This window comes from Mycolicibacterium rutilum (genome assembly GCF_900108565.1).
GTDB lineage: Bacteria > Actinomycetota > Actinomycetes > Mycobacteriales > Mycobacteriaceae > Mycobacterium > Mycobacterium rutilum.
This window is the reverse complement of the sequence record NZ_LT629971.1, coordinates 4059024-4078671: the sequence shown is the minus strand read 5'-3', so window position 1 is coordinate 4078671 and position 19648 is coordinate 4059024. Positions and strand designations below refer to the sequence as shown.

The 19648-nt window shown below is 69.5% G+C and carries 25 protein-coding genes; 10 read left to right on the top strand and 15 right to left on the bottom strand.

The window, feature by feature from the left end:
• The first annotated feature begins 202 nt into the window (after positions 1 to 202).
• The 3 genes from BLW81_RS29740 (at position 203) to BLW81_RS19815 (ending at position 3030) form a co-directional block, all read left to right on the top strand.
• Entirely contained in the window at positions 203 to 1573 is a 1371-nt protein-coding gene (locus tag BLW81_RS29740; protein ID WP_083408646.1) for a DUF7159 family protein, read from the top strand.
• Entirely contained in the window at positions 1570 to 2187 is a 618-nt protein-coding gene (locus BLW81_RS29735) for a Pr6Pr family membrane protein (RefSeq protein ID WP_083408645.1), read from the top strand. The genes BLW81_RS29740 and BLW81_RS29735 overlap by 4 nt, the downstream gene beginning before the upstream one ends.
• 120 nt (positions 2188 to 2307) lie before the next feature.
• Positions 2308 to 3030: a L,D-transpeptidase gene (locus BLW81_RS19815; protein ID WP_083408644.1), complete on the top strand. Its 723-nt coding sequence runs from the start codon at positions 2308 to 2310 to the stop codon at positions 3028 to 3030.
• A 7-nt stretch (positions 3031 to 3037) separates the two neighbouring features.
• Here BLW81_RS19815 and BLW81_RS19810 read toward each other — a convergent pair whose 3' ends face one another.
• The 5 genes from BLW81_RS19810 to BLW81_RS19790 all read right to left on the bottom strand — a co-directional run bounded on the left by BLW81_RS19810 (position 3038) and on the right by BLW81_RS19790 (position 6132).
• A complete protein-coding gene (locus BLW81_RS19810; protein WP_083408643.1) occupies positions 3038 to 3697 on the bottom strand; it encodes a sterol desaturase family protein in 660 nt (219 codons plus the stop codon).
• Positions 3697 to 4413 carry a FadR/GntR family transcriptional regulator gene (locus BLW81_RS19805; RefSeq protein WP_083408642.1) on the bottom strand — a complete coding sequence of 239 codons (717 nt, stop codon included), beginning with the start codon at positions 4411 to 4413 and terminating at the stop codon, positions 3697 to 3699. The genes BLW81_RS19810 and BLW81_RS19805 overlap by 1 nt, the downstream gene beginning before the upstream one ends.
• 63 nt (positions 4414 to 4476) lie before the next feature.
• Positions 4477 to 4854: a nuclear transport factor 2 family protein gene (locus BLW81_RS19800; protein WP_083408641.1), complete on the bottom strand. Its 378-nt coding sequence runs from the start codon at positions 4852 to 4854 to the stop codon at positions 4477 to 4479.
• Positions 4851 to 5270 carry a lipoprotein LpqH gene (locus BLW81_RS19795; RefSeq protein WP_083408640.1) on the bottom strand — a complete coding sequence of 140 codons (420 nt, stop codon included), beginning with the start codon at positions 5268 to 5270 and terminating at the stop codon, positions 4851 to 4853. The genes BLW81_RS19800 and BLW81_RS19795 overlap by 4 nt, the downstream gene beginning before the upstream one ends.
• A 79-nt stretch (positions 5271 to 5349) precedes the next feature.
• Positions 5350 to 6132, bottom strand: coding sequence for a helix-turn-helix domain-containing protein (locus BLW81_RS19790; RefSeq protein WP_268875569.1), 783 nt, complete (start codon positions 6130 to 6132; stop codon positions 5350 to 5352).
• Positions 6133 to 6243: 111 nt separating this feature from the next.
• Between BLW81_RS19790 and BLW81_RS19785 the strand changes: the two genes are divergently transcribed.
• Positions 6244 to 6534 carry a hypothetical protein gene (locus tag BLW81_RS19785; RefSeq protein WP_083408639.1) on the top strand — a complete coding sequence of 97 codons (291 nt, stop codon included), beginning with the start codon at positions 6244 to 6246 and terminating at the stop codon, positions 6532 to 6534.
• Here BLW81_RS19785 and BLW81_RS19780 read toward each other — a convergent pair.
• Complete coding sequence (locus tag BLW81_RS19780; RefSeq protein WP_083408638.1) at positions 6528 to 7772, bottom strand: cytochrome P450; 1245 nt, start codon at positions 7770 to 7772, stop codon at positions 6528 to 6530. The genes BLW81_RS19785 and BLW81_RS19780 overlap by 7 nt on opposite strands.
• 254 nt (positions 7773 to 8026) lie before the next feature.
• Here BLW81_RS19780 and BLW81_RS19775 point away from each other — a divergent pair, with 254 nt between their 5' ends.
• On the top strand, positions 8027 to 8656 hold the full coding sequence (locus BLW81_RS19775) for a hypothetical protein (RefSeq protein WP_235632046.1): 630 nt from the start codon (positions 8027 to 8029) through the stop codon (positions 8654 to 8656).
• Between the two features lie 48 nt (positions 8657 to 8704).
• Here the strand turns inward: BLW81_RS19775 and BLW81_RS19770 are convergent, their stop codons facing one another.
• The gene (locus tag BLW81_RS19770; protein WP_235632045.1) at positions 8705 to 9070 is read right to left on the bottom strand and encodes a hypothetical protein; all 366 of its coding nucleotides are present in this window, start codon (positions 9068 to 9070) and stop codon (positions 8705 to 8707) included.
• A gap of 154 nt (positions 9071 to 9224) precedes the next feature.
• Here BLW81_RS19770 and BLW81_RS19765 point away from each other — a divergent pair, with 154 nt between their 5' ends.
• Positions 9225 to 9773 carry a TetR/AcrR family transcriptional regulator gene (locus BLW81_RS19765; protein WP_083408637.1) on the top strand — a complete coding sequence of 183 codons (549 nt, stop codon included), beginning with the start codon at positions 9225 to 9227 and terminating at the stop codon, positions 9771 to 9773.
• On the opposite strand, the gene BLW81_RS19760 is transcribed toward BLW81_RS19765, so the two are convergent.
• From BLW81_RS19760 to BLW81_RS19740, 5 genes are all read right to left on the bottom strand, one after another.
• Positions 9770 to 10105: a DUF6766 family protein gene (locus BLW81_RS19760; RefSeq protein WP_083408636.1), complete on the bottom strand. Its 336-nt coding sequence runs from the start codon at positions 10103 to 10105 to the stop codon at positions 9770 to 9772. The two genes, BLW81_RS19765 and BLW81_RS19760, sit on opposite strands and share 4 nt — an antisense overlap.
• 72 nt (positions 10106 to 10177) lie before the next feature.
• Positions 10178 to 11311, bottom strand: a complete 1134-nt coding sequence (locus BLW81_RS19755) for a nitronate monooxygenase (RefSeq protein WP_083408635.1) — start codon at positions 11309 to 11311, stop codon at positions 10178 to 10180.
• 42 nt (positions 11312 to 11353) lie between these two features.
• Positions 11354 to 11707: a VOC family protein gene (locus BLW81_RS19750; protein WP_083408634.1), complete on the bottom strand. Its 354-nt coding sequence runs from the start codon at positions 11705 to 11707 to the stop codon at positions 11354 to 11356.
• Between the two features lie 77 nt (positions 11708 to 11784).
• Positions 11785 to 12543 (bottom strand): HAD family hydrolase, encoded by a 759-nt coding sequence (locus tag BLW81_RS19745; protein WP_083408633.1) that lies wholly within the window; start codon positions 12541 to 12543, stop codon positions 11785 to 11787.
• An 8-nt stretch (positions 12544 to 12551) separates the two neighbouring features.
• Positions 12552 to 13631, bottom strand: a complete 1080-nt coding sequence (locus BLW81_RS19740; protein WP_083408632.1) for an NAD(P)H-dependent amine dehydrogenase family protein — start codon at positions 13629 to 13631, stop codon at positions 12552 to 12554.
• Between the two features lie 77 nt (positions 13632 to 13708).
• On the opposite strand from BLW81_RS19740, the gene BLW81_RS19735 reads away from it, so the two are divergent.
• Positions 13709 to 14443, top strand: coding sequence for a glucose 1-dehydrogenase (locus BLW81_RS19735; RefSeq protein ID WP_083408631.1), 735 nt, complete (start codon positions 13709 to 13711; stop codon positions 14441 to 14443).
• A gap of 86 nt (positions 14444 to 14529) precedes the next feature.
• Here the strand turns inward: BLW81_RS19735 and BLW81_RS19730 are convergent, their stop codons facing one another.
• Positions 14530 to 14916, bottom strand: coding sequence for a PaaI family thioesterase (locus BLW81_RS19730; protein WP_083408630.1), 387 nt, complete (start codon positions 14914 to 14916; stop codon positions 14530 to 14532).
• Between the two features lie 57 nt (positions 14917 to 14973).
• Between BLW81_RS19730 and BLW81_RS19725 the strand changes: the two genes are divergently transcribed.
• The 3 genes from BLW81_RS19725 to BLW81_RS19715 are packed head-to-tail and all read left to right on the top strand — an operon-like array spanning position 14974 to position 17776.
• Positions 14974 to 16233, top strand: coding sequence for a competence/damage-inducible protein A (locus tag BLW81_RS19725; RefSeq protein WP_083408629.1), 1260 nt, complete (start codon positions 14974 to 14976; stop codon positions 16231 to 16233).
• Between the two features lie 60 nt (positions 16234 to 16293).
• Complete coding sequence (locus tag BLW81_RS19720; RefSeq protein WP_083408628.1) at positions 16294 to 16512, top strand: hypothetical protein; 219 nt, start codon at positions 16294 to 16296, stop codon at positions 16510 to 16512.
• Between the two features lie 28 nt (positions 16513 to 16540).
• Positions 16541 to 17776 carry an enhanced intracellular survival protein Eis gene (locus BLW81_RS19715; RefSeq protein ID WP_083408627.1) on the top strand — a complete coding sequence of 412 codons (1236 nt, stop codon included), beginning with the start codon at positions 16541 to 16543 and terminating at the stop codon, positions 17774 to 17776.
• Here the strand turns inward: BLW81_RS19715 and BLW81_RS19710 are convergent.
• Positions 17773 to 18708: an alpha/beta fold hydrolase gene (locus BLW81_RS19710; RefSeq protein ID WP_083408626.1), complete on the bottom strand. Its 936-nt coding sequence runs from the start codon at positions 18706 to 18708 to the stop codon at positions 17773 to 17775. The two genes, BLW81_RS19715 and BLW81_RS19710, sit on opposite strands and share 4 nt — an antisense overlap.
• A gap of 38 nt (positions 18709 to 18746) precedes the next feature.
• Positions 18747 to 19595: a hypothetical protein gene (locus BLW81_RS19705; protein WP_083408625.1), complete on the bottom strand. Its 849-nt coding sequence runs from the start codon at positions 19593 to 19595 to the stop codon at positions 18747 to 18749.
• Positions 19596 to 19648 lie beyond the last annotated feature (53 nt).

Here is a 19648-nt window from a genome sequence, read left to right as displayed (position 1 = left end):
GGCGCGCCGGTCGTGCGGGTTGTCAACCGAATTTCGAGCGGCAAAGACGGTCATGCTGTCGTGCAGGACATTCTTGGCGCACAGCACATTTCGCGTTGACAATTGACGGGCGCGAAGCGGGCGCTGACCCGGTGCCCGGCAAGCCGACGGCTCGCGCTCCTGTTACCGTCACCCCGGTAACTGGACGTCCGAAGGGGTGTGAGTGGACGCCGTACTTGGCTTGTCGGTGACACCATCAGCCGTCGGCCTGGTCCTCGTCGAGGGGCCGGACGCCGACGGCGCCACCGTCGACCGCGACGCCATCTATCCGGGGCGGCGGTCGACGCCACGCCAGACCTCCGACGAGGCCGCCGCGGCGGTGCTGCGATCCGAGGCGCTGGCCGTCGAGCGTGGCCACCGGATCCGTTCGATCGGCGTGACGTGGAGCGACGACGCGAACCTCGAGGCCACGCTGCTGCTGCGATCGCTGAGCCAATGCGGCTTCGACAACGTGGTCCCGGTTCGGCTGCCGGAGGCATCCGAGGCGTTGGCGTGGGGAGTCGCCGACGTCATCGGCAACGACGTGACCGCGGTGTGCGTGGTCGAATCCCACACGGTGATCGCGCTAGTCGTGCACACCGGCGAAGGCGCCGTGCAGACGGCGGTGAACCACTCGATCGCCGACGAGGAGGCGCTGGTCCGCTGGCTGCACACGGTGTTCGCCAAGGCCGACTGGCGGCCCGAGGCGCTGGTGCTGGTGGGCTCCGGCTCGGGTCTCGACGCGCTCATGCCGCGGCTCGAAGACGTGCTGGCGGTGCCGGTGTTCGCGCCCGCCGAGGCGGAACTGGCGCTGGCCCGCGGCGCGGCGCTCGCGGCGGCACACACCGGCGAGGTGACGCTGAGCCCCCGCGACGAGCGGGCCGCAGACCGGCGCCCGAAGGCCGGTGCCCGCGCGGCCACCGTGACCGCCCCGCTGGCACTGCTGGCCGCAGGCACTGTCACATTCGTCGTCTCGGTCTCGGCGGCGCTGAGCATGCAGTTAGGGCCCGGCCGGGACATGGCACCCAGTCCGGCCGCCAAGTCCTCACCCGACGTACCCGTCGCCGCGCCGCGCCCGGTCGCGTCGCCGGCACCGGTGGCGCTGCCCGTCGCGCCGCCCGCCGAGGTGGCGCCTCCGCTGGTCGAACCGCCGGCCGAACTTCCTGCCGAGCCACCTGTCGCGATCGAGACCGCACCGCCGCCCGACAGCGCGGTGCTCGCGCCCGAGGTGCCGGTCGGGGGCATTCCCGGTGCGCCCGTCCTGCCGCCCGAGTCGATGGCCCCGGGGCTCGTCCCCGCACAGCCCACGCCGGTGCCCGAGCGACGCGGATTCTTGCAGCGCATCAGGGACCGGTTCTCGAACGCCGGCGACAACGCGCCGGCCGCGCCGGCGCCGGTCGATCCCGCGCTGGCACCGCCGCCGGTCGATCCCGCGCTGGCACCGCCGCCGGATCCCGCGCTGGCGGCGCCGCCCGCACCGGTTCCGCCGCCGCCCGAGGCCGTTCTTCCCCCACCACCGCCGCCGGAGGCACCGCCGCTGCTGCCGCCGCCGTGACCGCACCGGGCCCGGGGCCGTCGGCCCTGCGGCTGGTGCTGCGGATCGCGGTCATCGCCGCCGTGGTGCTGGCGTTGGCCGTCGTCGAGGTGTCGTCGCGATCGGGAGTGACCTGGCGGCTGGTCACGTTCACCTACCAGGCCAATGTGCTCGCGGCCGCCTATTACCTGTGGACGCTGGCTTCACCGCGCGCCGACGCCAGGGTCGGGCTGCGCGGGGCTGTCGTGCTCTATGTGCTTCTCGCCGGGGTGACCTGGAACCTGCTGCTGACCAACTACAGCATGGGATACACGGTGGCCAACATCCTCCTGCACGTCGTCGTGCCCGTACTGGCGCTGTCGGACTGGCTGCTGGTCGGCCGCGGCGCGGGCCGGGTGCGGTGGTGGCAGCCGCTGGTGTGGCTGGCGTATCCGGCGGCTTACGCGGTCGTGGCGCTGGTCGTGCTCAACCGGATGGGCCGGCGCGCCCCGTACTACTTCCTCGACCCCGACCAGGTGGGTGTGCCGGCGGTGGCCGCCAACATCGGTGTGCTCGGCGCCGCGGTGCTCGTCGTGGGCTACCTGTTGCTGGCCGTGAACCGGCTCGCCACCCCGGCGCGTATCGACGCGACGTGAAACGTTCTGAGCAGCGCGTTCGATAAGCCCACCGAGACATGCATGCATATGCGTGACTTGCGGATACCGAGGTAACCGCGCCCGACGAACTAGGATGAGAGTGTGCTGAAGCTTCGACACATGCTCGCCACAGCGAGCCTCGCGGTCCTCGCCCTGGCGGGATCCACCGCGACGAGCGCGGCGGGCATCCCGTCACCGACCGCCGGGGCCAGCATCGATCCCGCCGGACAGACGGTGGGGGTGGCCCATCCGATCACCGTGACGTTCGACCACCCCGTGCGCAACCGCACCGCCGTCGAGCAGAGCATCGACGTGTCCTCACCGGACACCCCGGACGGCACCATCACCTGGCTCAGTGACCGTGAACTGCAATGGAATCCGACGCGGTTCTGGCCCGCGCATTCGACCATCACGGTCACCGCGGGCAACACGAAGGCCAGTTTCCAGACCGGGGCATCGGTGGTCAGCGTCGCCGACATCGACGCCCACACGTTCACCGTCAGCATCGACGGCGAGGTGGCGCGCGAAATGCCCGCATCGATGGGCAAGGCGAAGTTCCCGACACCGACCGGAACGTTCCGGGTGCTCGGCAAAGAGGACGTGGTGATCATGGACTCGCGCACCATCGGCATCCCGCTCGACGACCCCGAGGGCTACAAGCTCACGGTGTACGACGCGGTCCGCATCACCTGGGGCGGGGTCTATGTACACGGCGCCCCCTGGTCGACCGGGTCGCAGGGGTATGCCAACGTCAGCCACGGCTGCATCAACCTCAGCCCCGACAACGCCGACTGGTACTACAACACCGTGGGCGTCGGCGACCCGGTGATCGTGCAGGCCTGATTCCGCGTCACACCGGTTGCGCGTGCAGGTTCTTCGCAGTCGGGGAGTTCTGCACGGTGGCGGGGTCGGGGTAGGTGCCCAGCACCCGGTCCGCAGTGCCCGTGCTGGTCACCGTGAACCAGTAGTGCTCGTTCTTGAAGTGATGATGCCGGTGGTTGCGCCAGACAGCGCGGTAGACACGCGTTTTCGGCTTGTAGTCGCTGTGGATCAGGTAGTGCGTCCACTCGTAGACCAGGCCGAGCGCCCCGATACACACCAGGAACGTCAGCCCCATTCCGAGCCGCGGAAACGCGAGCAAACCGACGGCCACCGTCAGCGGCAGCACCCAGCTGACCAACGACTGCCACGGGATGAAGATCAGCGGCACGCTGCGCGGATCGCTGTGGTGGGCCCGGTGCTCGCGAGCCAGCAGCGGATCGATCGTCAACGCGCCCAACCGTTTCGGCCGCCAGTGCAGCACGAACACGTGGATGATCCACTCGAAGAACGGGAACACGGCCAGCATCGCCAGCGGGACGACCGCGTCGGTGATCTGCCAGTCTCCAACGGCGATACGGGCGGCCACCGCGGCGACCAGCGTCGCGCCGATCAACCAGGGCGACGGGTGCCGCCAAAATTCGCGTTGCGCATCGGTGAGCGAAAAGCCCTTGCGGACACCGGTTGTCATCAGTCCCCCAAACTTCCCAGCGCATCGAGCAACGTCGCGGTGGCGGGTTGCAGAAGATCCTCGGCGGCGCGACGGGCCGCGGCCGGGTCACCGGCGGCGATCGCGTCGGCCAGCACCCGGTAGGCCTGCGGTCTGCCGACCTCACCGGCCATCACGACGGCCAGCGCGGGCAGGGCGGGCTCGTAGGTCGCGCGCAGGGTGTTGTACATCAGCCGGAAGGCGATCGAGTCGGCACCGTCGACGACGTGGTCCCAGAACGCCAGGGCATGGCGTTGCTTCTCGACAGGGTCGTCCTCGTCGGCCAAGGTCTGCACCGACTCCTCCAACAGCGCCGCCAGGTCCGGCGTCCGACGCTCGGCGGCAAGTTCGGCGACCTTGGGGCCGTTGTGCAGCCGGGTCTCGAGGATGGAACGCACCACGGACACGTCGAGCTCGCCGGACCGGAAGAGCAGCTGCGGCAACAGGTCGAGCCCGGCGTGCCGGCGGAAGTCGCGCACCGTCGTGGCATCGCCCTGCCGCACCTCGATCAGGCCCGCCGCCGTCAGACGCTTGAGCGCCTCCCGCACGGCGGGGCGCGACACCCCGAGCACCTCGGCCAGCCTGCGTTCGCTGGGCAGCGCCTCGCCCGGCTGCATCGCGCCGCTGAGCACCTCGGACATGATCTGGTCGAACACGTCCTCGGGCACGGACCGCCGGTTCACCGGTTGCAACGCCACACGGGCAGCCTGCCAGTCAACCGGCCAGAGGTCAAGTGGTCTTACCAGTGGCTGTGGGAAGTTCTAGCCCGCGGTCAGCCTGGCCTTCATCGCCTCGGCCAGCGCCAGCGTCGCCTGCAGCGGTCGCACCATCACGGTCAGCTCGCTGATCGCACCGTCGTCGTCGACCCGGATGAAGTCGCAGCCCTCGAGTTGCTTGTCGCCGACGCGGGCCTCGAACATCAGGGCATGGTCGCGCGACTCGGGCGCACCGATCTCGCGCACGTACCGGAAGTCCTCGAAGACCTCCATCACCGCCGCGAGGATGGTGCGCAGTGCCTCGCGGCCCTGATACGGGGTGAACACCACCGGGCTGCGGAACACGACGTCGTCGCTGAACTGCGCCATCGCGGCGTCGAGGTCACTGGCCTCGACGGCCCGGCGGAACGCCTGCGCCGTCAACAGTTGGCTTCGATCCGGAAGGTGGCGGTGACCGCGTTGCTCGGGTTGTCGGCGAACGAGCCGTCGGCGGATCCGGTGATCGTGAACTTGCCACCGTTGCCGGTGACCTCGGCCTCGCCGATGTTGTCGCGCCAGAAGTTGCCGGTGAATCCGGCGAAGTCCGAGAAGGTGACCGCCCGGACCGTCACGGCGTCGCCGGTGTCGAGGTCGGCGCTGAACCCCTTGCCCTGATCGGGCGTCTCGATCGTCCACAGCCAGCCGCTCTGTGAGCACCGCACCGGATGCGGGTCACCGGTGCTCTTGCCGTTGATCGTCACCTTCGCGGTGGTGCCGCCGAGTGCCGCGGGCGGCGCCGAGCACCCCGCGGCGCCGGCGGCGAGCAGGACGGTGGCCGCCGCAACGAGTCGAGTGTTCATGTCGTCAAACTCTATTGCGGTGATGTACCGCGCACAGCCGCTTCAGCCGGACTGCCGCCAGACAACACCGCGCGGGGTGTCAGCGCAACGCGTCCGCGGTCGCCTCGTCGGCGGGCAGGAACGCCTCGATCGACAGTTCGGCGGCGGTGAGGTCGCGCGCGGTGCCGAAGGTGGTCACCATCGACAGGAACCTCAGCAGGCGACCGTCACGGGTGTAGAGCTCGAGCGGCACCGCGACGCCGCCGAGGTCGTGCTTCTCGTCGGATTGGCCGGGATACGAATCGATTTCGGTCAGCAGCGCGGACAGTTCGGCCGATCCGCTGACGCTCACCTCACGCCGGAGCCGCTCGACGAGATGGTGGCGCCACTGGCCGAGGTTGCGGATCCGCGGCGCCAGACCCTGCGGGTGCAGCGCGATCCGCAGCGCGTTCGGCGCGGCCAGCAGCTCGGCGGCGACACCGTCCATCAGCAGGCCGGCACCGTCGTTGGCGCGCACGATGCGCCACTGCCGGTCGACCACCACGCAGGGAAACGGGTTGTAGGCGTGGAGAACCCGCTCGACACCGTCGGCGATCGCGGCCATGTCCGGATCGTCGAGCGAGCGCTCGGTGTATTCGGGCGCGAGCCCGGCGGCCAGCAGCCACCGGTTCTGTTCGCGCGCAGGCACGTCGAGCACGCCGGCGAGCCGCAACACCATCGCCCGGCTCGGGGAGGCGCGACCGGTCTCGATGAAGCTCAGGTGCCGGGCCGACACCTCGGCCTCGACCGCCAGGTCCAGTTGGCTCAGGCGACGCCGCTGGCGCCATTGCTTCATCAGCGTGCCGAAGGCCGGGGGCTGCGGCAGGTCCGCGGTGGCCGTCACGGCGACCAGTCTCGCGCACCGATGGGCGCCGGGCCACTACCTCGCAGGTAATTGCTCTGCCTACCTGGGACGGGGGAGTGTGGGGGTGTCCACCGAGGGAAGTGGGGAACGATGAAAACGGTTCTTCCTGCGGACACGCCGATTCCGCGCTGGTTGCGATTCGTGCTGATCTCCGACCGCGCCGGGTCCGCCTGGTACATCGGCGCCGGGTTCTTTTTCGCGCCGGTGCTGGCGGTGCTGTCGCCGTGGCCGACGGTCACCGCCGCGCTGTGGGCAATCATCGGCCTGTTCGGGCTGTGGCTCGGGCTGCTCGGGATCGCGATGGCGACCGGACTGGCGATCGTGTTGCGCGCCAACGGCGAGATCCCCGAGGACTATTGGCGGTCGATCATCAATTACTGACGGGTGGCGCCGACGTAATCGACCTGCCAGTGCTTGATGCCGTTGAGCCAACCCGAACGCAACCGCTCCGGCGCAGCCAGCGGCCGCAGATCGGGCATGTGATCGGCGATCGCGTTGAACATCAGGTCGATGGTCATCCGGGCCAGATTCGCCCCGATGCAGTAGTGGGCGCCGGTGCCGCCGAACCCGACGTGCGGGTTGGGGTCGCGCAGGATGTTGAACGTGTAGGGATCTTCGAACACGTCCTCGTCGAAGTTGGCCGAGCGGTAGAACATCACCACCCGCTCGCCTTCTTTGATCTTCACCCCGGACAGTTCGGTGTCTTCGAGCGCGGTGCGCTGGAACGACGTGACCGGCGTTGCCCAGCGGACGATTTCGTCGGCGGCGGTCACCGGCCGCTCCTTTTTGAACAGCTCCCACTGGTCGGGGTAGTCGGCGAACGCCATCATCCCCTGGGTGATCGAGTTGCGGGTCGTCTCGTTGCCGGCGACCGCGAGCAGGATGACGAAGAACCCGAACTCGTCGTCGGAGAGCTTGTGCCCCTCCACGTCGGCCTGCACCAGTTTGGTCACCAGATCCTCGCCCGGCTTCTCCGCGCGCTCGGCGGCGAGCTTCATGCCGTACATGATCAACTCGACTGAGGCGGCGATCGCGTCGTTGCCCGCGAACTCGGGGTCCATGTCGCCGACCATCTGATTCGACCAGTGGAACAACTTCATCCGGTCTTCCTGCGGCACGCCCATCAGCCCCGCGATCGCCTGCAGCGGCAGCTCCGCGGACACCTGCTCGACGAAGTCGCCGGATCCCTCCGCGGCAGCGGTCTTGGCGATCTCCTGCGCGCGTTGGTTCAACTCGTCGCGCAGCAGTTCGACCGCGCGCGGGGTGAACGCGCGGGAGATGATCTTGCGCAAGTGGGTGTGGTGCGGCGCGTCCTGGTTGAGCAGGACGAACTTGCCCCGCTCGACCTGCTCGCCGACGGTGCCGTCCTTGTAGCGGGGCAGCGCGGTCTTCTTCAGGCTGGAGAACACGTCGCTGCGCCGCGACACCTCCTTGACGTCCTTGTGCCGGGTGACCACCCAGAAGCCGCCGTCGTCGAACCCGCCGACGCCCTTGGGCTGCTCGTTCCACCAGATCGGCGCGACCCGGCGCATCTCGGCGAGTTCCTCGACCGGGAGCCGTTCGGCGTAGATGTCGGGATCGGTGAAGTCGAACCCGGGCGGCAGATTGGGAGTCGGCATCGATGCACCCCTTTTGATGACGTGGTCTAGTGCCCTCTCCGCATTGCTACACCACAGTTGGGGCGGGGTGCGGCGGGTTCGGGAAACTCGCCGCAAATGGGAAGTGGAACGTGTTCGACCACCCGTTTCATATTGACCGCTTCGTCACACCGAGCACTGGTGTAACAATTTTGCGAGACTGTTCGAGACATCAGTAACGCCACATCGGCGATGCCGGGTGGACGCTCGTCAGAGAGGGGTCAGCGTTGAGGATCGTGATCGACGCCAGGAAGCTGTCGGTGGTGGGCGCGGGAATGGCCGCGGCACTGATGGCCGGCATGCCGTCGGCGCTGGCCGACCCCGTCGTCCCGGTCCCCGCACCGCCTCCGCCGCCGGCGCCGATCGTGGCGGCCGCCGCTCCGGCGCCCGCACCCGATCCGCTGGCCTTCCTGCGTCCGGCGCCGCCCGCTGCGCCCGCTCCCGCGCCGGTTCCCGCCGCGCCGGCGGCCGCCCCGCTGCCGGGTGCGCCCGCACCGGCGCCGGCCGACGCCCCGCTGCCCACGCCGCCCGAAGGCGTGTCCCATCTGGCCAGCCCCGACGCCCTGCCGCCGGGGACGACGCTCGATCCCACGGTCAAGCCGCTCGAGAACCCGAACGTCAGTTATCTCAAGGACCTGTGGCACGCCGTGCAGAACCAGGAGATCAGCGGTAAGGAAGCGCTGATCATGGGCCTGGCGCAGCGGGGGATGAACACGCCGTATCCCGACCAGGCGCCCGGCCCTAACGTGCCGATCGCCCCGGTCGATCCGGCGGCCGCACCACCGCCGCCCCCGCCGGCCCCCGCGCTGCCGTGGCTTCCGCCGCCGGCGCCCGCGCCGATTCCCGCACCGCCCGCCGCCCCGTAGCGGTTTCGGTGTAGTTGGTGGCGCTGACCGCCACTGACGACACCCAAATCACAGACGGTCGAGCAGCGCGCGCACTGTCGTCACGTGGGACGCTTCGATCGTCGCCCACAGCCGGCGGACGACTGCGTTGTCCTGGCGCACCAGCGTCGCGAACAGCAGTCCGCCGTCGCGGCGACGCAACAGCAACTCGCCGGGCATCCCGATGCGCGAGTCCGCGCCGAGCAGCACGAGATCGTCGTCGCTGACCCGGATGTCCCATCCGAGTATCGAGTGGTCCGCTCCCGGCACCCGCAGCTTGAGCCCGATCGTCGACCACGCCGCCACCAGGCGCAGCCGGGTACTGAGCGGCGCGCCGTCGAGCATCGCCCGCATCCACTGCTCGGGGCTGCGGTCGTGTGCCTCCGCGATGTCCACTTCGAATGCGTCGGCATAGTCGACGCGCCCCAGCGTGCTGAGCGCCAGCAGTCCGTCGTTCGGAGGGACTTGCCGAGCGCCGATTTGTGTTCGTCCAAACATACACAACTGTATGCTTGAAAACCGCACAGCGTCAAGGCAGTAGAGGAGAACAATGGTCGCCCAGACCCGCACACCGCGCAGCGAATGGATCGACGCCGGGTTGGCGGCACTCGCAGCCGGTGGGCCCGACGCGGTGCGGGTGGACCTGCTCGCGAAGTCGCTCGGCGTCACCCGCGGCGGTTTCTATTGGCATTTCGCGAACCGCCAGGCCTTTCTCGACGCGCTGCTGCAGGAATGGGAACAGCGCTGCACCGACGACGTCCTCGAGCGGGTGGAGTCCGAGGGCGGTGACGCGAAAGCCAAGGTGCGCAAGGCCGGCGCACTGACCTTCTCGAAGCGGCTACTGCCGATCGACCTCGCGGTGCGCGACTGGGCCCGGCGCGATTCCGGTGTCGCGAGCCGACTCCGGCGGGTGGACAACCGGAGGATGGACTACCTGCGCGGGTTGATCGGCACGTACGTCGACGACGCCGACGAGGTCGAGGCCCGCGCCATGCTGGCGTTCTCGCTGGCGATCGGCCACCACTTCATCGCGGCCGGGCACCGCGGCCGCAGCAGGCGACAGGTGTTGGAGAACGCGACGCAACGCCTCCTGGACTAGTCCGGCGGGGGAGTCGGCAGCCCCAACCGGTCTTTGATGTCGTCGATCTTGGCCTCGATGCGCTCGAGGTCCTCGGCGTCGACCTTGAACAGCCAGTGCTTGGCCCCCAGCAGCAGGATCGCCTGGAAGATCAGCTGCAACCACTCGCTCTGCCAGTTCTCGAAGGTGCTGGCAAAGAACTCGTGCAGATACTCACCCCATACGAAGGGTTGGCCGTGTTGCTGTTGGGTGCTGGTGAACTCGGCCAGTTGGGTGAAGAACTGGCCGAGCCACGAGCCGACGAACAGCAGGAGCAGTATGTATACGGCGCCCCACCGTCTTATGTGCGTCATGATCAGCGGGTACCCCGCCGCACGGCGTTGACGCGGTGCGCGTCACTCTTTTCGGCGCCTCAGCGCCGTGATTCAGACGCTGGCCGCCTCGTTGATCGCGTCGAGGCGTCCGGTGGCCTCCAGGTACTCCTGGACCCAGCGCTCGATGACGGTGGCGGTCTTCTCCACCTTGGTGAACTGCCCGACGACCTGACCGATCGGGTTGAACGCGACGTCGACAGACTCGTTGGGGTACTTGTGCGTCGCGGCCACGGCCATGCCCGAAACCATGTACTGCAGCGGCATTCCGAGCGGCTTGGGGTTGTTCGGGTCCTCCCACGCCTCGGTCCAGTCGTTGCGCAGCATCCGCGCGGGCTTGCCGGTGAACGAGCGGCTGCGCACGGTGTCGCGGCTGCTGGCCTTGACGTAGGCGGCGTGCTGCACCGGGGTGTTCTCGGACTCCTCGACCATCACCCACTGCGAACCGGTCCACGCGCCCTGCGCGCCCAGCGCGAGCGCCGCCGCGATCTGCTCGCCGCTGCCGATGCCGCCGGCCGCCAGCACGGGCACCGGTGCGACCTCCTTGACGACCTGCGGCCACAGCACGATCGAGCCGATCTCGCCGCAGTGTCCGCCCGCCTCGCCGCCCTGGGCGATGATGATGTCGACGCCGGCGTCGGCGTGCTTGCGCGCCTGCGACGGCGATCCGCACAGCGCGGCGACCTTGCGGCCCTCGGCGTGGATGTGCTCGATCATGTCGGCGGGCGGAGTGCCCAGCGCGTTGGCGATCAACGTGCACTTCGGGTGCTGCAGCGCGACTTCCACCTGCGGGGTGGCGGTGGCCTCGGTCCAGCCGAGCAGTTGCAGGGCGTCGTCGTCGCTGTGCTCGACCGGCACACCGTGGTCGGCGAGCACCTTCTTGGCGAAGTCGATGTGCTCCTGGGGCACCAGGTCGTTGAGCGTCTTCTTGAGCACCTCGGGCGACAGGTCCGCTGCGTCCATGCCCTCGTACTTGTTCGGGATGACGATGTCGACGCCGTACGGGTGGTCGCCGATGTTCTCGTCGATCCACTTGAGCTCGATCTCGAGCTGCTCGGGCGTATAGCCGACGGCACCGAGCACGCCGAAACCGCCGGCCTTGCTCACGGCGACGACGACGTCGCGGCAGTGGGTGAACGCGAAGATCGGGTACTCGATGCCGAGGTCGTCACAGATCGGGGTGCGCATGCCTGCTCCTTGATGGGCGCTCAAATTGGAACGTGTTCTAGTTTAGTACGTACCGAGCTCCTGGACGAAGGACACCTCGTTATTGTCCGGATCCGCCACGTCGACGACCTTGACCAGGTCGGCGATCACGACGACCTCTCCGGCTCCGATGCCGAGGGCGGCCAGGGCGGCGATCTGCGCATCGAGGTCGTCGACACCGATGCGGACCGCCGTCCGGCCGGCGCGGTGCGGATCGACGATGAGCTGCAGCCAGGCGGTGGCGGCGATCTGCCACTCGGCGACCCCGTCGACCGGTTCGAGGTCGGGTTCGCGGCCGAAGATGCTGCTGTACCAGGAACGCGCGGCCGCGTAGTCCCGGGTCGCGACGACCGCGGCGACGTCATTGAATCCGGCCACGCTCGGATCTTTCGCCGAGACTTCGCTTTATGACGCGATTCGGGCGAAATTCGTCAGAAACCGTAAGCTCGGCGCGCTCAGTCGTATCCGATGAACCGGCGCAGCGACACCCGTTTGCGGTTCCCGGACCCCTCGACGCGCAGCACCGGCCACCCTTCTTCGGCCGCCATCGCGGCCAGTCGGGGCCGCGGATTGACCGGCCGGGGGTTACCGACCAGCACCATCAGCGCGGTGTCCTCGTCGCCGTCGGCATAGAAGTAACTGCGTTGCAGCGCAATGTCATTGACTTCGCAGAAGCCCTGGACAGCGGTGGACTTGTTGCGCCCCCAGATGACCGGCTTGGCGATCTGGCCGGTGAGCCGTCCGGCGTCGTCGAGTTCGAAGTGGTTGCACAGCACGTGGTCGATCCCGGTGAACCGCGCGACGGGCTCGGCGTGGATGGTCAGCGCCGAACTGCTGAGCACCACGGTGTGTCCGCGCCGCTGATGGGCCTGCACGATCTCGTGCATGACGGGAAACACCCGCGCCGCCACCCGCTCGGTGAAGAGCCGGTCGCCGAGTTCGTCGAGTTCGGCCAGCGACTCTCCGCGCAGGTACCCGGCCGCTCGGGTGAGCAGCCGCTCAAATTGCATGCGGCCCAACCGATATCGCAGCGAGGCTTCCATGACGCCGAGCACTTCGCCGATGCGCGCCTGGCGGCGGCGGATGCGATCGGCCGCGTGCGCGGTGGCGGTGAACCCGTCGACGAGGGTGCCGTCGAGGTCGAAGAACGCGCCGATCTGCGGCCCCTCCGGGCTCGCGGCGATCTCGGCGATCGGGTCCGGGGGCGCGTTCATGTCGCACCTCAGCTTAGAGGTGAGTACACGCCCTTGCCGGTCACCAGCGGCATGTCCAGGGTGGTGCGGATCCCCGGCGCCGCGCCGACGACGTCGGGGATCGCGTTGACGATGCGGCCGGCCGCGGCCAGGATCGCCGCGTAGTTGTGGTCACCGTTGCGGCTGGTCGGGCAGATGTCCAACGTGTAGGACGGTTCGCCGGTGATCTCGACGCGGTACGAGCCGCCGGGCTGGGCAGGTTGGGCCCAGTCGGGCCGCAGGTCCGGGCGCAGGCGGGTGACGTGCTCGACGACGATCGCGGGCCTGCCGTCGACGATGCCCTCGATCTGGAACCGCACCGCCGCGACCGTGCCCTTCTTGATCGTGCCGACCGCGACGTCGAAATCCTCGGGCGCGGGCTCTTGTTCGACCGCGTCGCGGATCTCGTCGACCTCGATTCCGAGGCCGGCCGCCAGCTGGCGGATCGCGGTGCCCCACGCGATGCTCAGCACGCCTGGCTGGTACAGCATCGGCAGGTCGCCGATCTCGTTGCCGAACCCCATGACGTCGAACATCACGGTGGCCCCGTCGTAGGTGGCGTAGTCGGCGATCTCCATCGTGCGGATCTGCTCGATGCGCTGGCAGGTTCCGGCGAGCGCGAACGGCAGCAGGTCCGTCGCGAAGCCCGGATCGACCCCGGTCATGAAGACCGTCGAATTGCCTTCCCGCGCAGCGTCTTCGATGCGCTGGATGTACTTGTCGGGGATGACCTGCCATGGGTACTGCAGCACGCCCAGACCCGAGCCGACGACGTCGATGCCCGCGGCCAGGAGCTTGCGCACGTCGGCCATCGCGTCGGGCAGGCGGGTGTCGCCCATCGCGCAGTACACGACGCAGTCCGGTCGGGCGTCGATGATCGCGTCGAGGTCGTCGACGGCGGCGATCCCCGTCGTGACGTCGAGACCGGCCAGGTCGCCGGCGTCCTTGCCCACCTTCGCCGGCGTCGACACCCACACGCCGGTCAGGTCGAAGCGGGCGTCCTCGATGAGTTGCTTGAGCGCGAGGCTGCCGCAGTTCCCCGTTCCGATGAGCGCCACACGAATAGCCATGGCCAGCAGTATGCGTGGCGGCCCGCCAAATTGGAACAGGTTCTAGTTCGAAACGGGTTGCGGTAGCCTGACGCCCCATGGGACGTGTGGACGACAAAGTGGCACTCATCAGTGGCGGCGCGCGCGGAATGGGCGCCGCCGACGCACGGGCTCTGGTCGCCGAGGGCGCCAAGGTCGTGATCGGTGACATCCTCGACGACGAGGGCAAGGCGCTGGCCGACGAACTCGGCGAGGCCGCCCGCTACGTCCACCTCGACGTCACCCAGGCCGACCAGTGGGAGGCCGCCGTCGCCACCGCCGTCAACGACTTCGGCAAGCTCAACGTCCTGGTCAACAACGCGGGCGCGGTGGCGCTGGGTCTGATCGGCCAGTTCGACATGGCGAAGTGGCAGAAGGTCATCGACGTCAACCTCACCGGCACCTTCCTGGGCATGCAGCATTCGGTGGAGGCGATGAAAGCCGCAGGCGGCGGATCGATCATCAACATCTCCTCGATCGAGGGCCTGCGCGGCGCGGTGATGGTGCACCCCTACGTGGCGTCCAAATGGGCGGTGCGCGGGCTGACCAAATCGGCGGCGCTGGAACTGGGTCCGCACAACATCCGGGTCAACTCGGTGCATCCGGGTTTCATCCGCACCCCGATGACCAAGCATTTCCCGGACAACATGCTGCGCATTCCGCTGGGCCGGCCGGGCCAGCCCGAGGAGGTCGCGACGTTCATCGTCTTCCTCGCCAGCGACGAGTCGCGCTATTCGACCGGCGCCGAGTACGTGATGGACGGCGGCCTCACCAACGACGTCCCGCACAAGTAGCCGCCCCTCCGCGCGAACGTGGGTTACCCGCACACCACTCGCGCCCGAAGCGTGACGTAAGCCCACACTCGGCGAAGCCAGGGGAGTCAGTCCACCGCGGCGAAGTTCACCGTCGCGGTCGCGCCGACCTCGTCGTCGTTGCCGCGGTAGATGTCGACCTGCACGACGACCGACCGCTTGCCGGTGCGCAGGATGCGTGCGACGGCACGAGCCGGGCCGACCTTGATCGGCCGCAGATACCGGATGAACAGGTCGGTGGTCGCGATGCCGTGCCCGAGCGGGGTGACCCGCGCGGCGAGCTGACCGGCGGTGACGTCGGCCATCGTCGCGATCAACCCGCCCTGCAGGCCGCCCGCGGTGTTGGTGGTCCGCTCATCGACCGGCATCTCCATCGTCACGGTTCCCTCGTCGGACGGCACCTCCGCCAAACCCAGTTGGTCGAACAACTCGCGAAGCGACTTGGGCGCCGTCATGGGTAACGACATTACCGGTGGGCTGCCGCGCCCCGCGGACCCGTAGTCTCGGGTGCTGTGAGCGCACGCGCGGGCATCGTCGTCACCGGCACCGAGGTTCTCACCGGCCGGGTGCAGGACCTCAACGGACCCTGGGTCGCCGACCGTCTCCTCGAACTCGGCGTCGAACTGGCGCACATCACCATCTGCGGTGACCGCCCCGGCGACATCGAGGCGCAACTTCGGTTCCTCGCCGCAGAAGGCGTGGACCTGATCGTCACCAGCGGCGGCCTCGGGCCGACCGCCGACGACATGACCGTCGAGACGGTCGCCCGCTTCGCCGGCCGAGAACTGGTGCTGGACAAGGAACTCGAGGCCACGATCGGCGACATCGTCACCCGGCTGATGGCGCGGTTCCCCAACGTCGACCCCGACGCCATCCGCGCCTCCAACCGCAAGCAGGCGCTGGTGCCCGACGGCGCGCACATCCTCGACCCCGTCGGCACCGCACCGGGCGTGGTGGTGCCCGGCACGCCGACGGTCGTTGTGCTGCCCGGGCCGCCCCGCGAGTTGCAGCCGATGTGGCCGCGCGCGCTGCAGACCCCGGCCGTGCAGGAGGCGATCGCCGGGCGCACCACCTACCGCCAGGAGATGCTGCGCATGTTCGGGCTGCCCGAGTCCGGCCTGGCCGACACGCTGCGCGAAGCCGAACGCACCGTCGCCGGCTTCGACCGCCTCGAGATCACCACCTGCCTGCGGCGCGGCGAGCTCGAGATCGTCACCCGCTTCGAACCCGATGCCGCCGACAGCTACATCGGCCTGGTCGCGCTGCTGCGCGAGCACCACGGGGAGGCGCTGTTCTCCGAGGACGGCTCACGCATCGACGATCAGATCGCGCGCCTGCTCGCCGGTCGGCGCATCGCGACGGCCGAATCGTGCACCGGCGGCCTGCTCGCCGCCCGGTTGACCGATCTGCCCGGTTCCTCGGCCTACGTCGTCGGCGGTGCGGTCGCCTACGCGAACCAGGCCAAAGCCGAGGTGGTCGGCGTCGACCCCGCGCTGATCGACACCCACGGCGCGGTGTCCGAGCCCGTCGCCGAGGCCATGGCCGACGGTGCGCTGGCCAAGTTCGGCGCCGACACCGCGGTCGCGATCACCGGCATCGCCGGACCCGGCGGCGGCACCGACGAAAAACCGGTCGGCACAGTGTGTTTCACCGTCAAACTCGCTGACGGCACCTCGGTCACCCGGACGATGCGGCTCCCCGGCGGACGCTCCGACATCCGCGAGCGGTCGACGACCGTCGCGATGCATCTGCTCCGCCGCGTGCTGACCTGACCGCCGGCGTACCGCCGGTCGCCGATCGGCTAACGTACGTGGGCGACACAGGAGGTACCGATGACGCGTGACGAGCTGTCGCAGCGCGCCGAGGCGGCCGGATGGCATCGCCGGGACGCCGACCGCACCGACTACTACACGCGAAGCCCGGTGCGGGTCCACGTGATCTGGCGCGGCACCGAGGCGATCAGCGGCGGCGCGCTCTACCACGACGACATCCTGATGGCCTACTCCCGCGACCTGCCGACCGTCTCGGGCTGGCTGGACCGCAGCCGCTGAAAAACGGGGTGCACCGACGCACGCCGGTATGGCAGCGTCGGGATCCGTGTTGGACGCCCGAGATCAACAGGTTGGCACCTCGCTAGAAATCCGGTCGGCGACCGACGCCGACTGGCCGGCCATCGCGCGGCTCGACGCCACCTGCTTCGGGGTGTACAACGCGCCCGCGACGTTCCAGGCGTGGCGGACGCTGATCGCGGCCGACGGTTCCGTGCTGGCCTGCGACGGCGGCGACGTGGTCGGCATGGCCCACTATCTCGATCTGCGGCTGACGGTGCCGGGCGGAGCGGTGCTCCCGATGGCGGGCGTCACGATCGTCGCGGTGGCGCCGACGCACCGGCGCCGCGGTCTGCTGCGGGCGATGTTCACCGAGCTGCACACGCGCATCGAGCGCAGCTATCCGGTGGCCGGGCTGACCGCCAGCGAGGGCGGCATCTACGGCCGGTTCGGCTACGGCGCCGCCACCATCGAGCAGGAACTCACCGTCGACCGCCGAACCGCGCGGTTCCGCGACGACGCGCCCGATCCCGGCGGCGTGCGCATCGTCGCCGCCGCGGACCACCGCGACGAGATCGAGGCGCTCTACGAGCGGTGGCGCACGGCGACGCCCGGCGGGCTGCAGCGGCCGCGCCCGCTGTGGGACGAGCTGTTCGCCGACCGTGACGAGCAGCGCCGCGGCGGCAGCGCCTGGTTCACGCTGCTGCATCCCGGCGGCTACGCGCTGTACCGGGTTTTCGGTGACGACCCGATGTTCGTGCGCGTCGCCGAGCTCATCCCGGCCACCGACGATGCACACGTCGCGCTGTGCCGGGCGCTGATCGGGCTCGACCTGGTGGACACGGTGCGGTTCGCGACGCATCCGGCGGACCCGCTGCCGTATCTGCTGACCGATCCGCGGGCCGCCCGCCTCACGCATCACCAGGACGACCTGTGGCTGCGCATCGTCGACATCCCGGCCGCGCTCGAGGCGCGCACCTACGCGGCGGACGTGTCGACGGTCGTCGCGGTGAGCGACGCGTTCCGCGGCACCGGCGGGCGGTTCGCGCTTCAGATCCGCGACGGCCGCGCGCAGTGCGCACCCACCGACGCCGCCGCGGAGGTGGAGATCGACCTCGACGTGCTCGGCAGTTTGTATCTGGGTAGCCACCGCGCGTCGGCGTTCGCCACGGCGAATCGATTGCGCGCCACCACGTCCGCGGCGGTCACCGCGCTGGACGCCGCGTTCGCCACCGAGGTGCAGGCGGCGCTGGGCTTCGGCTTCTAGGACCGCTGCTGCTCGGCCGAGTCCTGGTACTCGTCCCAGACCTTCATCATCGTCTGCAGGATCTCCTCGGCGCGGCCGAGCCCGGCGAGGTGGCTCTCCCCGGGCATGGGGTACAGCTGCGCGTCGGCCAGCCGCGACACCACGTGCTCGCCGTGACGGAACGGGACGATGTGGTCGGCGTCGCCGTGCCACCACCGCACCGGCACGGTGATCTCGTCGAGCCGGAAGCCCCAGTCTCGTGCGAACACGACGATGTCGGAGAACGGTGCGGCGAGCTGCTTGCGGCTGCCATTGAGCAGATCGTCGAGGAACATCGCCTTGATCTCGGGGCGGGCCAGCAGCCGGCGGTCGCCCTCGGGCGACACCCGGCCGTAGAGGTCGGCGGCGGGGGAGGCGACCGGTTTGATGAACCGGATGAGCGCCGAGGCCACCAGGCCGACCGGGGTGCCTGCCACCTGCAGCAGCGGCGCGACGCGGGTGCCGAGGTTGCCCATCAGCCCGCCGGTGATCGCGTCGGGCCCGACGGTGGGCGCCACGCCGCCGATCACGCCGGCCGCCACCACGCGGTCCGGCATCGCCGCCGCGCAGCCCAGGGTGTAGGGGCCGCCGCCGGACAGGCCGACGACGACCATCCGGTCGATGCCGAGCGTGTCGGCGATGGTGCGCAGGTCGTCGGCGAACGCAACGACCTGCTCGTAGCGGTGCGGGGTCGACGAACCGATCCCGGGCCGGTCGAGCCCGATCAGGCGGATGTTCGCCTTCTCGGCGTAGAGGCGCGCCTCCATCGGGATCTGCCGGCGCGCTCCGGGTGTGCCGTGCAGCCAGAACACCGCGCGGCCCTGCGGGTCGCCGAACTCGGCGAACCCGATGCGACGGTCTTCACCGACGGCGACGTTGCCCTCGAGCTTGGGGCGGGCGATTGCGACAACCATGCCCGAAGTGTCGCACGGCACACATCGGCCGATTCGCGCTATACCGTCCGGAACACGTAGGACGCCGCGGTGACGACCCGGTCCTCGACGCCCTCGTCGCGCATCAGGACGCGCACGGCGACCGTGCCGTCCGCGCCGAGCACCGCTTCGGTGTCGACCCGGAACGGGCCGGCCTTACCGCGCGCCATGAACATCACGTGACACGACAGCCCTTGCACGCGATCGGTGCCGGCCGCGGCCGCCGCGGCGTCGATCGCGGCGGTCTCGAGGATGACGAACTGCGGGCCGATGTGCAGCGCCGCGTCGGGGCTGGCCACCTCGACCGACAGTTCCGGCAGGCCCCACCGGCCGTCGGGCCGGCGGTAGCCGCCGAACACCTGCCACAGCGGCGGCAGATCGGGGGAGTCGACGATCTCGAGCGGGTTGGCCTCCATCCGCTCGAGGCCCTCCGGCGGCGTGCCGATGCTGACGCCCTGGCCTTCGATCAGGGCGAGCGTCCGGCCCGGGTCGTCGGCGTCGACGATCTTGGCGCGGCTGTAGCCCATCTGCCGTCCCACCCGCAGTTCCTCGGAGATCACCTCGAAGCGCTGCACCCCGTCGCCGGGATCGAGGATCTGACACGAGTGGATGACGGGGTTGGGCACCGCTTCCAGATCCGACATGTGCCCGCTCTCGGGCGCGGAGATGCCCAGCACCGCGAACAACAGGCCGCCTGCGGCGTTGCGCATGTCGCGCCGCACCTCCACGGTGTTGTCCTCCTCGACCAGATCCATCGAGGCGTAGCTGCGGCCGATGTAGCGATAGCTCAGCAGCCCGCCCCACCGCCTGCGCAGTTCCTCGGCGTACTCCTCGGGCGAGTCGGTCAGTTCCCGGATATCCCGCAGCACGCGGCGCTCCCATCCACAGGTCGATACGACACCAACCGCAAACGGTAATCCAG